The sequence below is a fragment of the Streptomyces sp. NPDC029956 genome, from assembly GCF_055574655.1.
This window is the reverse complement of the sequence record NZ_JBVHZJ010000020.1, coordinates 83,653-96,189: the sequence shown is the minus strand read 5'-3', so window position 1 is coordinate 96,189 and position 12,537 is coordinate 83,653. Positions and strand designations below refer to the sequence as shown.

Annotated in this window: 10 protein-coding genes; 8 read left to right on the top strand and 2 right to left on the bottom strand. The window is 72.4% G+C overall.

The genetic code is table 11. The features are described 5' to 3' along the window. The first annotated feature begins 114 nt into the window (after positions 1 to 114). The 4 genes from ACZ4XX_RS18490 to nudC all read left to right on the top strand — a co-directional run bounded on the left by ACZ4XX_RS18490 (position 115) and on the right by nudC (position 6,943). Positions 115 to 924 (top strand): hypothetical protein, encoded by an 810-nt coding sequence (locus ACZ4XX_RS18490; protein ID WP_468508919.1) that lies wholly within the window; start codon positions 115 to 117, stop codon positions 922 to 924. 79 nt (positions 925 to 1,003) lie between these two features. Continuing rightward, positions 1,004 to 4,522 carry an ATP-dependent helicase gene (locus tag ACZ4XX_RS18485; protein ID WP_468508918.1) on the top strand — a complete coding sequence of 1,173 codons (3,519 nt, stop codon included), beginning with the start codon at positions 1,004 to 1,006 and terminating at the stop codon, positions 4,520 to 4,522. A 10-nt stretch (positions 4,523 to 4,532) separates the two neighbouring features. Then, complete coding sequence (locus ACZ4XX_RS18480; protein WP_468508917.1) at positions 4,533 to 5,945, top strand: dipeptidase; 1,413 nt, start codon at positions 4,533 to 4,535, stop codon at positions 5,943 to 5,945. A gap of 50 nt (positions 5,946 to 5,995) precedes the next feature. After that, positions 5,996 to 6,943, top strand: a complete 948-nt coding sequence (gene nudC, locus ACZ4XX_RS18475) for an NAD(+) diphosphatase (protein WP_468508916.1) — start codon at positions 5,996 to 5,998, stop codon at positions 6,941 to 6,943. A 62-nt stretch (positions 6,944 to 7,005) separates the two neighbouring features. Here the strand turns inward: nudC and ACZ4XX_RS18470 are convergent, their stop codons facing one another. Together ACZ4XX_RS18470 and ACZ4XX_RS18465 are read right to left on the bottom strand one after the other, a co-directional pair. Next, positions 7,006 to 8,115, bottom strand: a complete 1,110-nt coding sequence (locus tag ACZ4XX_RS18470) for an acyltransferase family protein (RefSeq protein ID WP_468508915.1) — start codon at positions 8,113 to 8,115, stop codon at positions 7,006 to 7,008. Positions 8,116 to 8,458: 343 nt separating this feature from the next. After that, on the bottom strand, positions 8,459 to 8,701 hold the full coding sequence (locus ACZ4XX_RS18465; protein ID WP_073912119.1) for a mycoredoxin: 243 nt from the start codon (positions 8,699 to 8,701) through the stop codon (positions 8,459 to 8,461). 147 nt (positions 8,702 to 8,848) lie between these two features. Between ACZ4XX_RS18465 and ACZ4XX_RS18460 the strand changes: the two genes are divergently transcribed. The 4 genes from ACZ4XX_RS18460 to ACZ4XX_RS18445 all read left to right on the top strand — a co-directional run bounded on the left by ACZ4XX_RS18460 (position 8,849) and on the right by ACZ4XX_RS18445 (position 12,418). After that, positions 8,849 to 11,026, top strand: a complete 2,178-nt coding sequence (locus ACZ4XX_RS18460; RefSeq protein ID WP_468508914.1) for an ATP-dependent DNA helicase UvrD2 — start codon at positions 8,849 to 8,851, stop codon at positions 11,024 to 11,026. Positions 11,027 to 11,199: 173 nt separating this feature from the next. Further along, complete coding sequence (locus tag ACZ4XX_RS18455) at positions 11,200 to 11,553, top strand: hypothetical protein (RefSeq protein WP_468508913.1); 354 nt, start codon at positions 11,200 to 11,202, stop codon at positions 11,551 to 11,553. A 173-nt stretch (positions 11,554 to 11,726) separates the two neighbouring features. After that, positions 11,727 to 12,098 (top strand): WhiB family transcriptional regulator, encoded by a 372-nt coding sequence (locus ACZ4XX_RS18450; protein ID WP_030320770.1) that lies wholly within the window; start codon positions 11,727 to 11,729, stop codon positions 12,096 to 12,098. Next, positions 12,095 to 12,418, top strand: coding sequence for a hypothetical protein (locus ACZ4XX_RS18445; RefSeq protein ID WP_055600983.1), 324 nt, complete (start codon positions 12,095 to 12,097; stop codon positions 12,416 to 12,418). The genes ACZ4XX_RS18450 and ACZ4XX_RS18445 overlap by 4 nt, the downstream gene beginning before the upstream one ends. Positions 12,419 to 12,537: the final 119 nt, after the last annotated feature.

The following is a 12,537-nucleotide window of genomic DNA, read 5'->3' as shown; positions in this document are numbered from 1 at the left end:
TGCGCGGAGAGTCGCGGGCACCCGCGCGGGAGACCCCGGCGCGCGGACTCGCGGGCACGCGCGCCCGGGGAGACCCTGGTGGACAGGGATCGGGGAAACCGCGAGGAGGCTCGCATGGCGTCCCACCGAAAGCTCCGCGCCGCGGCCGTCGTCTGCGCCGTCGCCGTCGTCACGGGTCCCGCACCCGTCGCGGCCTGGGCCGCGACGACCGGCACCGCGGCCGCCGCACCTTCGGTGTCGGCACCGTCGCCCGATCCGTTCTCCGGTCTCACCGCCGACGAGATCGGCGACAAGGCGGTCGCGGCGACCCGATCGGCGACCTCGCTCCGGATGACCGGCCGGGTCGTCACGGAGGAACAGCCCCTCGACATCGACTTCGCCGTGAACGACCGCGACGAGTGCACCGGTGTGATGAAGATCGAGGGCGGCACCGCCGAGCTCCGCAAGATCGACCGGATCACCTACATGAAGGGCGACGAGGCCTTCTGGCGCGTCTCCATGGCCTCCCAGGGAATGCCCGACGCCCAGATCGACGCCACGGTCGAGCTGGTCAAGGGCCGCTGGCTGAAGATCGCCCCGGGGCAGGCTGGCAGCGCCGACCTCAGCGGTGTCTGCGACCTGAAGTCGCTCCTCGCCGACCTCGACAAGGACAAGTCGGAACGCAGGGGACTGACCAGGGGCCCCGACACGGAGGTCGACGGCACCCCCGTCGCGAACCTCGTGAAGAAGAAGACCGACGGCGAGACCACCACCGTGTCCGTGTCCCAGGAGGGCAAGCCGTACATCCTGAGGATGGTCAAGGCCGGCGGCGCGGAACCGGGCGCCCTCCGGCTCTCCGACTACGACAAGCCCGTCCGGGTCGTGGTCCCGCCCGCCGACGAGACGGTGGACCTGTCGAAGCTGGACCCGGGCACGCCCGCGTGAGGAGGGTCTCGCCGGCCGGCCGGGCCGGACGGCACCGGACAGGACCGGACTGTCGGTCCTCCGCGTTAGCCTCTTTGAGGTGACCGCACGTATCACCGATCCCGAGCAGCTCAAGGAGCTCCTCGGCATCCCGTTCACCCCGGAGCAGACGGCCTGCATCACCGCGCCGCTCGCCCCGCAGGTCGTCGTGGCCGGAGCAGGCTCCGGCAAGACGACGGTGATGGCCGCCCGGGTCGTCTGGCTGGTCGGCACGGGCCAGGTCGCCCCCGAGCAGGTCCTCGGTCTCACGTTCACCAACAAGGCGGCCGGTGAGCTCGCCGAGCGCGTCCGCACCGCCCTCGTCCGGGCCGGGGTGACGGACCCCGACGGCATCGACCCGGCCCACCCGGTGCCCGGCCACGACCCCTCGACGGCGGCCGCCGACCCCTACTACCTCCCGGGCGAGCCCCGGATCTCCACGTACCACGCGTTCGCCGGGCAGCTCCTCACCGACCACGGCCTCCGCATCGGGCTCGAACCCACCTCCCGGCTCCTCGCCGACGCCACCCGCTACCAGCTCGCCGCCCGCGTCCTGCGCGAGGCCCCCGGCCCGTACCCGGCACTCACCCGCTCCTTCGCGACCCTGATCACCGACCTGCTCGCCCTCGACGCCGAGCTCGCCGAACACCTCGTACCGCCGGAAAGACTTCTTTCGTACGACTCCGCGCTGCTCACCGGCCTCGCCGGGACCAAGCTCAGCAACGCCGAGCTGCGGAAGATCCCCGAGGCCGCCACCGCCCGCCGCGAACTCCTCGACCTCGTCGTCCGCTACCGGGCCGCCAAGCGCTCCCGCGACCTGCTCGACTTCGGCGACCAGATCGCCCGCTCCGCCGAACTGGCCACCACCCGGCCCGAGGTCGGCGAGATCCTCCGCGACGAGTTCCGGGTCGTCCTCCTCGACGAATACCAGGACACCTCCGTCGCCCAGCGGCTGCTGCTCTCCGGCCTCTTCGGCCAGGGCACCGGGCAGCGGGCGACCGGCCACGCGGTGACCGCCGTCGGCGACCCCTGCCAGGCCATCTACGGCTGGCGCGGCGCCTCCGTCGCCAACCTCGACGACTTCCCCGAGCACTTCCCGCACAAGGACGGCAGCCCCGCCGACCGCTACTCGCTCTCCGAGAACCGGCGCAGCGGCGGCCGCCTCCTCGAGCTCGCCAACGGACTCGCCGCGCCCCTGCGCGCCATGCACGCGGGCGTGGAGGCGCTGCGCCCCGCGCCCGGCGCCGAGGCCGACGGAAGCGTCCGCATCGCGCTCCTCCCCACCCACGCCGAGGAGATCGACTGGCTCGCCGACTCCCTCGCCCATCTCGTCCGCACCGGCCGGGAGCCCGGCGAGATCGCCGTCCTGTGCCGCACGGCCACCGACTTCCCCGCCATTCACGCGGCCCTCGTCGCCCGTGACGTACCCGTCGAGGTCGTCGGCCTCTCCGGCCTCCTCCACCTGCCCGAGATCGCCGACCTGGTCGCCGTCTGCGAGGTCCTCCAGGACCCGGGGGCCAACGCCGCCCTGGTCCGTCTCCTCACCGGCCCCCGCTGGCGCATCGGCCCCCGCGACCTCGCGCTCCTCGGCAGGAGGGCCCGTCACCTCGTCCACCGGGGCGGCGGCGAACCCGACCCCGAGCAGCGGCTCGCCGCCGCCGTCGAGGGCGTCGACCCGGCCGAGGTCGTCTCCCTCGCCGACGCGCTCGACACCTTCCTCGAATCGGGCGGCGCGGCCGACGACGGCCTCGCCTTCTCCGCCGACGCCCGGGTCCGCTTCGCGCGCCTCGCCGCCGAGCTGCGCGCCCTGCGCGGCTCGCTCGCCGACCCGCTCATGGACGTCCTGCACCGGGTGCTCTCCGCGACCGGCCTCGAGGTGGAACTGTCCGCCTCCCCGCACGCGCTCGCCGCCCGCCGCCGCGAGACCCTCGGCCACTTCCTCGACATCGCCGCCGGCTTCGCCTCCCTGGACGGCGAGGCGAGCCTCCTCGCGTTCCTCGGCTTCCTGCGTACGGCCGTCCAGTTCGAGAAGGGCCTCGACAACGCCCTGCCCGGCGGCGAGAACACCGTCAAGGTCCTCACCGCCCACAAGTCCAAGGGCCTGGAGTGGGACGTCGTCGCCGTCCCCGGCCTGGTCACCGGCCAGTTCCCCAGCGCCCGGGCCCGCGAGTCGTGGACCTCGCAGCCGCAGGTCCTTCCGCACGCCCTGCGCGGCGACGCGGCCACGCTGCCGGCCATCGACACCTGGAACGCCAAGGCGCTCACCGCCTTCAAGAACGAGATGCGGGACCACCAGCTCACCGAAGAGCTCCGCCTCGGCTACGTCACCTTCACCCGCCCCCGGAGCCTCCTCCTCGGCTCGGCCCACTGGTGGGGCCCGTCCCAGAAGAAGCCCCGAGGCCCGTCGGACTTCCTCCAGGCCCTGTACGCCCACTGCGAGACGGGCCACGGGGAGATCGAGGCATGGGCGGAGGAACCGGAGAAGGACGCGAAGAACCCGACGCTGACGGAGGCGGAGGGCGACGAGACCTGGCCGCTCCCGCTCGACGGGGAGTCGTTCAGGCGCCGCCGGAAGGCGGCGGACGACGTCCTGGCCAGGTTGTGGGCCATCGTCCCGCAGGACGGGCCGGGCGGGCACGACCCCGACGGCGCGGCGCCCGTCGACCGGGACCCGCGCCCGGAGGACCTCTGGCCGGACGAGGAGGAGCCCGTCCGGGACGAGGACGAACCCCTGTGGGACGCGGACGAACCCGTCTGGGACGAGGACGGACTCCCCGAGGACACCCACGCGGACGCGGTCCCCGCCCCCCGCGAGGAGTCCCACCCGCCGACCCCCGAGGACGTGAGGACGATCGCCTCCTGGGACCGCGACCTCACCGCCCTCACCGCCGAACTCCGCCGCGCCCGCGCCACCACCCGTGACGTGGTCCTCCCCGCCTACCTCTCCGCCTCCCAGGTCCTCCGCCTCGCCGCCGACCCCGACGGCTTCGCCCGGGAGCTGGCCCGGCCCATGCCGAAGGCCCCCCAGCCGGCGGCCCGTCGGGGCACCCGGTTCCACGCCTGGGTGGAGTCCCGGTTCGAGGAGCTGCCGCTGCCGTTCCTCGGACCGGAGGAGCTGCCCGGCGGGGAGGACTTCGCGGGGGAACCGGAGATCCTCGACGAGCGGGACCTCGACGAGCTGAAGGAGGCCTTCGCCCGTACCGAGTACGCCCACCGCACCCCGTACCGCGTCGAGGTCCCCGTGCACCTCTCGCTCGGCGGCCGGGTCGTCCGCGGCCGGATCGACGCCGTCTACCGGGACCCGGACTCCGGCGCGTACGAGATCGTCGACTGGAAGACGAGCCGGCTGCGCACCGCGGACCCGCTCCAGCTCGCGATCTACCGGCTCGCCTGGGCCGAGCAGCACGGCCTCCCACCCGAGGACGTGGCCGCCGCCTTCGTCTACGTACGGACGGGCGAGGTCGCCCGCCCCACCCGCCTGCCCGGCCGAGCCGAGCTGGAGGCCCTCCTCCTCGGAGAGCCGGCCCCGGACGCCGACCAGGCCATCCTGCCGGGAGGGGCACCCCCGGGCGCCGGATAGGCTCGGGGGCATGAGCGAGACCCCGGACAGCGCCGTCCACGCCGTACGTACGTACATCGAGCAGCACCGTGCCGCCTTCCTTGGCGACCTCGCGGAGTGGCTGCGCATCCCCTCCGTGTCGGCGCAGCCGGACCGCGCAGGGGACGTACGGCGCAGTGCCGAGTGGCTCGCCGCCAAGCTCACCGAGACCGGTTTCGGCACGGTCGAGGTCTGGGAGACGGACGGCGCCCCCGCCGTCTTCGCCGAATGGCCCTCCGACGACCCGGACGCGCCGACGGTCCTCGTCTACGGCCACCACGACGTACAGCCCGCCGCCCGCGAGGACGGCTGGCACACGGACCCGTTCGAGCCGACCGTGGTCGGCGGTCGGATGTACGCGCGCGGGGCGGCCGACGACAAGGGGCAGGTGTTCTTCCACACCCTCGGCGTCCGCGCGCACCTCGCCGCCACCGGTCGCACCGCTCCCGCCGTCCACCTCAAGCTGATCGTCGAGGGCGAGGAGGAGTCCGGGTCCCCGCACTTCCGGGCCCTCGTCGAGTCGCACGCCGAGCGCCTCGCCGCCGATGTCGTGATCGTCTCCGACACCGGCATGTGGTCCGAGACCACCCCCACCGTGTGCACCGGCATGCGTGGGGTCGCCGACTGCGAGATCGAGCTGTACGGCCCCGACCAGGACATCCACTCCGGTTCCTTCGGCGGCGCCGTGCCGAACCCGGCCACCGTCGCAGGCCGGATCGTCGCCGCCCTCCACGACGCCGACGAGCACGTGGCGATCCCCGGCTTCTACGAGGGAGTGACCGAGCTCAGCGACGCCGAGCGCGCCCTCGTCGCCGAGCTGCCCTTCGACGAGGCGGCCTGGCTGGGCACGGCGAAGTCGCACGGCACCCTCGGCGAGGCCGGCTTCTCCACCCTGGAGCGGGTCTGGGCCCGCCCCACCGCCGAGGTCAACGGCATCGGCGGCGGCTACCAGGGCCCCGGCGGCAAGACGATCGTCCCCGCCTCCGCCCAGCTCAAGCTGTCGTTCCGGCTGGTCGCCGGCCAGGACCCGGACAAGATCGAGCTCGCGGTGCGGGACTGGCTCGCCGGTCTCGTCCCCGCCGGCATCCGGTACGAGATCGTCTTCGGCGCCCCGACCCGCCCCTGCCTCACCCCGCTCGACCACCCCGCCCTCACGGCGGTCGCCGGGGCCATGAGCCGGGCCTTCGACGGCGCCAAGGTCCGCTACACCCGCGAGGGCGGCTCCGGACCGGCCGCCGACCTCCAGGACGTCCTGGAGGCACCCGTCCTGTTCCTCGGCATCTCCGTCCCGTCCGACGGCTGGCACGCCCCCAACGAGAAGATCGAGCTCGATCTCCTCATGAAGGGCGTCGAGACGACCGCTCACCTGTGGGGCGACCTGTCCGCCGCCCTTCGTCCCGCCTGAACCGCCGAGCGCTGAACCCACACACCGATCCGGGGGAGTTGGAAGCACCTGTGAGCACCTTGAAGAACGCGTCAGCGGACCGCCCGATCTCGCTCACCGCCCCGAGCGGCATCGACCGCGCCGCGCACCACCGCCTCGACGAGGCGTGGCTGGCGGCGGCCTGGAGCCACCCCACCACGCGGGTCTTCGTGGTCTCCGGGGGGCAGGTGCTGATCGACGACACCGCGGACGGCACGACCGAACTCGTCATGACCCCGGCCTTCGAGGCCCCGGTCACCGAGACCCACCGCTACTTCCTGGGCACGGACGCCGACGGCGTCTCCTACTTCGCGCTCCAGAAGGACTCCCTGCCCGGCCGCATGGACCAGTCCGCACGGCCCGCCGGGCTCCGCGAGGCGGGACTGCTGCTCTCGGACCGGGACGCGGGCCTCATGGTGCACGCGGTGGCCCTGGAGAACTGGCAGCGCCTCCACCGCTTCTGCTCGCGCTGCGGCGAACGCACGGTCATCGCCGCCGCCGGACACATCCGCCGCTGCCAGGCGTGCGGCGCCGAGCACTACCCGCGGACCGACCCCGCGGTGATCATGCTGGTCACGGACGAGGAGGACCGGGCGCTGCTCGGCCGCCAGGTCCACTGGCCCGAGGGCCGCTTCTCGACCCTCGCCGGTTTCGTCGAGCCCGGCGAGTCCATCGAGGCATCGGTGGTCCGCGAGGTCTTCGAGGAGGCCGGCGTCACGGTCGGCGAGGTCGAGTACATCGCGAGCCAGCCCTGGCCGTTCCCGTCCAGCCTGATGCTGGGCTTCTTCGCCCGCGCGACCTCCTCGGAGATCACCGTGGACGGCGAGGAGATCCACGAGGCCCGCTGGTTCTCCCGCGAGGACCTGGCCGCCGCCTTCGAGTCGGGCGAGGTGATCCCGCCGTACGGCATCTCGATCGCCTCCCGACTGATCGAGCGCTGGTACGGCAAGCCGCTGCCGAAGCCCGGCGACGTGATCTGAGACGGTCCCGCACCTGAGGACGTCCCCGCCCGCACGGCCGGACGGGGACGTCTCCGCGGTGCTCACCGACGGAGCAGGCGATGCCTGAGGCTCCGGCTGAGCGGCCGCTCGACGAGACGGTGGACCAGGTACGACAGCACGAGCATCCCGAGCAGCACGGCGGTGAGCAGCACCCAGGGGGAGACCCGCGCCCCGAAGCGCGCGAAGAGCTCCCAGCCGATGACCTCGTGCAGCAGGTACAGGGGATAGGTGAGCGCCCCGGCCACCGGCAGCCACCGCCAGCGGATGCCGGAGAGCCTGCCGGTCGCGACGAGCGCCATCACCCCGAAGAAGGCGGCGAGTACGACGAGCACGGGCCACGCCGGCCGGTCGCCGAGGAAGGTGAGCTTCTTGAACCGTTCGATGGAGGGCGCGAGCGAGGCGCAGTAGCAGACGCCGACGACGCCGAAGAGCATCAGGTTCGGGCGGAACCGGTACATCAGGTAGAAGGCCATGCCCGCGATGAAGAACCAGCTGTACCCGGGCATCAGCAGCAGCTTCAGGGGGCCGGGCTCGGCCGGGGAGACCAGGACGCTCGCCGCTCCCCACGCGCAGCAGAACAGCAGCACCCGGCGGTAGGTCAGGCCCCACCAGGCGAGCACCGTGAAGAGCAGGTAGAAGCGGAGCTCGGCGAAGAGGGTCCAGTAGACCGGGTCGACGGAGTCGGCGCCCAGCGGCTCCTGGAGCATCGTCAGGTTGGTGAGGATGTCGTTCCAGGGCAGGTGCTCGCGCCCGCCGGGGATCACCGCGACGGTGACGGAGGTGGCGACGACGGCGAACCAGTACGCCGGGTAGAGACGCGTCACACGGGAGACGAAGAACTCCTTCACCGGCCTGCCCCAGCCGCTCATGCAGATGACGAAGCCGCTGATGAGGAAGAAGAACTCCACGCCGAGGTAGCCGTACGAGGCCACGGAGTAGGTGCCGGGGAAGAGTCGCTCGACCGGCGCGGGCCAGCCCTCCCCGAAGGCGAGGTAGTGGTAGCCGACCACCATGAGGGCGGCGACAAGACGCAGGCCGTCGAGGACGTGGAGACGTCCGCGGCCTCGGCCCGCGGCGTCCGGCCTGGTGCCCGGCACGCGGCTCCAGGACACGGGCGCGGCGAGAGGGGCAGGGGCTGTCTGGTTGAGCACGAGGTATCCCACCTGGATATGCAGTCGCAAATCTCGGTCGGGACGAGAGCATAGGGGTGCTGACAGAAGCCCCACAAAGACGGGATGCTGTGTGACGCTCTTCACGGCGGGAGGGTGTTTATGGGGTTCGCGCAGGCGAAATCCCGGTCGTACGGTACCTCCGACCGGTCCGCGTCACCCCCGGTGCGCCGCCGCTCCTCGCGGTCTCCGCAGGGGCGTTTCGCGATCTTCACCCGAACCCCTCGGGATCTCCTCGCCGCCCCGGACGCGCCCCCTGCACGCACGGAACCCCCGGCCGGTCCGTACCGGTCGGGGGTTCCTCAGGCGTCGGGGGCCGGGTGGCTCAGACGCTGAGCGCCTGCTTCACCTGGGCGAGGCTCGGGTTCGTCAGGGTCGAGCCGTCCGGGAAGAGGACGGTCGGAACGGTCTGGTTTCCGCCGTTCGCCTTCTCGACGAAGGCCGCCGAGTCGGGGTCCTGCTCGATGTTGATCTCCGTGTACGCGATGCCCTCGCGGTCCATCTGGCTCTTCAGCCGACGGCAGTAGCCGCACCACGTGGTGCTGTACATCGTCACAGTGCCCTGCATGGCGAGGCGCTCCTCTTGGTTCGCTGACGGGTGCCGAGAGAGAGAACGTACGCCCGGTCCCGGCCATTCCCGGAATTCGTATGACCGCGACCGCGGCCTGTGGACAAGCCTCCGCGGCGAGCTCGGCGGACCTGGCAGCATTGGAGGGTGACAGCAGCAACGCACTCCACTCTTTTCCCGCAGGTCCCGGAGACGGCCGACGCGGTGCTCGACGGGCTCGACCCGGAGCAGCGCGAGGTCGCCCTGGCCCTGACCGGCCCGGTGTGCGTGCTGGCGGGCGCCGGCACGGGCAAGACGCGGGCGATCACCCACCGCATCGCGTACGGGGTGCGGTCGGGCAGACTCCAGCCCGCCAGCGTGCTGGCCGTCACGTTCACCAACCGTGCCGCGGGCGAGATGCGCGGCCGGCTCCGGCAGCTCGGCGCGGGCGGCGTCCAGGCCCGCACCTTCCACTCCGCGGCCCTCCGTCAGCTCCAGTTCTTCTGGCCGAAAGCAGTCGGTGGTGATCTGCCCCGGCTCCTGGAGCGGAAGATCCAGCTGGTCGCCGACGCCGCGGCCCGCTGCCGGGTCCGGCTCGACCGGAACGAGCTGAGGGACGTCACCGGCGAGATCGAGTGGGCCAAGGTCACCCAGACCGTCCCCGCCGACTACCCCGCCATCGTCGCCAAGTCCCACCGGGACGCCCCTCGTGATCCGGCGGAGATCAGCCAGATCTACGCGATGTACGAGCAGCTGAAGCGCGACCGCTCGGTGATCGACTTCGAGGACGTCCTGCTGCTCACCGTCGGCATCCTCCAGGACCGGCACGACATCGCCGACCAGATCCGGAGCCAGTACCAGCACTTCGTCGTGGACGAGTACCAGGACGTCTCCCCGCTCCAGCAGCGGCTGCTCGACCTGTGGCTCGGCGACCGCGACAACCTGTGCGTCGTCGGCGACGCGAGCCAGACCATCTACTCCTTCACCGGCGCCACGCCCGACCACCTGCTGAACTTCCGCACCCGCCACCCCGGGGCCACCGTGGTCAAGCTGGTCCGCGACTACCGCTCCACCCCCCAGGTCGTCCACCTCGCCAACGGACTGCTCAGCCAGGCCCGCGGCCGGGCCGCCGAGCACCGCCTGGAGCTGATCTCCCAGCGCGACCCCGGCCCCGATCCCGTCTACACGGAGTACGCGGACGAGCCGACCGAGGCCGAGGGCACCGCCCGCCGCATCCGGGACCTCATCGCCGCCGGCGTCCCGGCCGGCGAGATCGCCGTCCTCTACCGGATCAACGCCCAGTCCGAGGTGTACGAGCAGGCCCTCGCCGACGCCGGAGTGCCCTACCAGCTGCGCGGCGCCGAGCGCTTCTTCGAGCGCCAGGAGGTACGGGAGGCGGGCATCGCCCTGCGCGGCGCGGCCCGCGCCGGGGGCAACGACTCCCTCCTCGACGACGCCGAGGACCTGCCCGCCCAGGTCAGGGCAGTCCTCTCGACCAAGGGCTGGACCTCGCAGCCGCCCTCGGGCTCCGGGGCCGTCCGCGACCGCTGGGAGTCCCTCGCCGCCCTCGTCCGCCTCGCCGAGGACTTCGCCCGCGCCAGGGCCGGTGCCACCCTCTCCGACCTGGTCGCCGAACTCGACGAGCGGGCCGCCGCGCAGCACGCGCCGACCGTGCAGGGCGTCACCCTCGCCTCGCTGCACTCCGCCAAGGGCCTCGAATGGGACGCCGTCTTCCTGGTCGGCCTCACCGAGGGCATGATGCCCATCACCTACGCCAAGACCGACGAGCAGATCGAGGAGGAGCGGCGCCTGCTGTACGTCGGCGTCACCCGCGCCCGGCTCCACCTCACGCTGTCCTGGGCGCTCTCCCGCTCCCCGGGCGGCCGGGCCTCCCGGCGCCCCAGCCGCTTCCTCAAGGGCCTGAGGCCCGGCTCCGGCTCCCTCGGCACCGTCGCCTCCGGCGGGTCCGGCTCCTTCGAGCGGGGCGCGGCCGCCGGCCGCCGCAAGCCGCGCGGCCCCGTGCTCTGCCGGGTCTGCGGGGCCACCCTCACCGAGGCGGGCGCCATGAAACTCATGCGGTGCGAGGACTGCCCTTCGGACATGGACGAGGCGCTGTACGAGCGGCTCCGCGACTGGCGTGCCGACCAGGCCAGGGAGCTCGGCCAGCCGGCGTACTGCGTGTTCACCGACAAGACGCTGATGGCCATCGCCGAGCGGGTCCCCGCCACCGGCGGGGAGCTCTCCTCGATCTCCGGCGTCGGCGCCCGCAAGCTCGACCGCTTCGGCGCCGACGTCCTGGCCATCTGCGCAGGTGAGGACGGCGGGGCGGGCCTCGACGACAGCTGAGTGAAACTCGTGGGAAAAATAGTTTGCGCCTGCCCCGTCAAGCCCCATAGGTTCTTAACCACGGAAACAGCGGCTTCTAAGAAGCCCTGTCTCTGTGCTGTACTTGTCCAAATAAACATGAGGGTCCGGCTCGCACCCGAGCCCTCCGAGACGCCGAGAGGAGGCGATTCCACGTGATCAGCAACGTCATTCAGACCAGCACCGCCAGCTTCATCAGCCGTGCCGGCTTCGTCAGCACCGTCAAAATGACCGATCGCTCCGTCGTCTCCGCCTGCTCGCTCGGCCTCTCCGCCTCGGCGTTCATTGGCACCGGTCTGCCCGTCTCCGGCCTTGCCGGCGCCGGTCTGCGCCCTGCCGTGGAGCTTCGCAATGAGCGACCGACCAAGGCACTGGAAGCAGGAGCAGCAGGCAAGGCCAAGGCCTATGACTTTGCGGCGACCGGTGCCGGCACCCAGCAGCAGACGACGACGCATGACCACAAGATGTGGGCCTTCCGTGGGCTCGAACCCTGGAGTGATCCAGTCTGATCCATGATCAGACCGGCGCCTTCAGGGCCGCGGAACCCCACCCGGGATCCGCGGCCCTTTTGTTTGTCCCCGAACGGGGACGACGACACGAGGACGCCTCGGGACAGACGCACCCCGGTACCAGCCGAAACCCCGGTCAACAGGCCGGAACGACCAGACGAGGAAAGACCACCGTGCAACTCGAAGCGCACGCCCCGTCCGTACCGCCTTCCGAATCGATCGCCCAGCCCGGCCGCCCCACGGAGGACCCCACTTTGACCCCCCTCAGCACGCTCACCGCGCTCGACGACGCCATCGAGAACCTCGGCGTCCCCGTCCCCTGTCGCGCCTACGACCCGGAGGTCTTCTTCGCGGAGTCCCCGGCCGACGTCGAGTACGCGAAGTCCCTCTGCCGGACCTGCCCCCTCGTGGCCGCCTGCCTCGCCGGCGCCCAGGAGCGGCGCGAGCCGTGGGGCGTCTGGGGTGGCGAGCTCTTCGTCCAGGGCGTGGTCGTCGCCCGCAAGCGGCCCCGTGGCCGTCCGCGCAAGAACCCGGTCGCGGCATGAGCGCCACCGGAACCATCGACCGCCCCCTCACGCACGATCCCCAGAAGCAGGCCCCGATGACCTCTTCCACCAGCGAGCCCGCCGGCTCCGCGACCCCAGTCTTCTTCCCCTCCGCCGCGCCCACCGCGCGTCAGAACAGGACCCGTGAAATGCAACTCGCCCCAGAAGCCCTGGCCCGTGCCCATATGCACGAGCGCCACCGTGAGGCCGACGCGGAACGCCAGGCTGTGCGCCTGGTCGCCGCTCGACGTATGCAGCGCCGCGCCGAGCGCGTCTCGCTGCGCGCCCGCCGCGCGCTGGCCATGGCCGTCATGCACTGACGATCGCCATGCACTGAACCAACCCGCGCCCCCAGGGGCGCCCCCGGGGGGGGGGGGGGGGGGGGGGGGGGGGGGGGGGGGGGGGGGGTGGGGGGGGGGGGGGGGGGGTGGGGGGGGGT

Coding starts and splice junctions, on each gene's coding strand:
- ACZ4XX_RS18480 (WP_468508917.1), top strand. CDS start 4,533: ATGAGCGAGACCCCGGACAGCGCCGTCCACGCCGTACGTACGTACATC.
- ACZ4XX_RS18445 (WP_055600983.1), top strand. CDS start 12,095: ATGAGCGCCACCGGAACCATCGACCGCCCCCTCACGCACGATCCCCAG.
- ACZ4XX_RS18490 (WP_468508919.1), top strand. CDS start 115: ATGGCGTCCCACCGAAAGCTCCGCGCCGCGGCCGTCGTCTGCGCCGTC.
- ACZ4XX_RS18465 (WP_073912119.1), bottom strand. CDS start 8,701: ATGCAGGGCACTGTGACGATGTACAGCACCACGTGGTGCGGCTACTGC.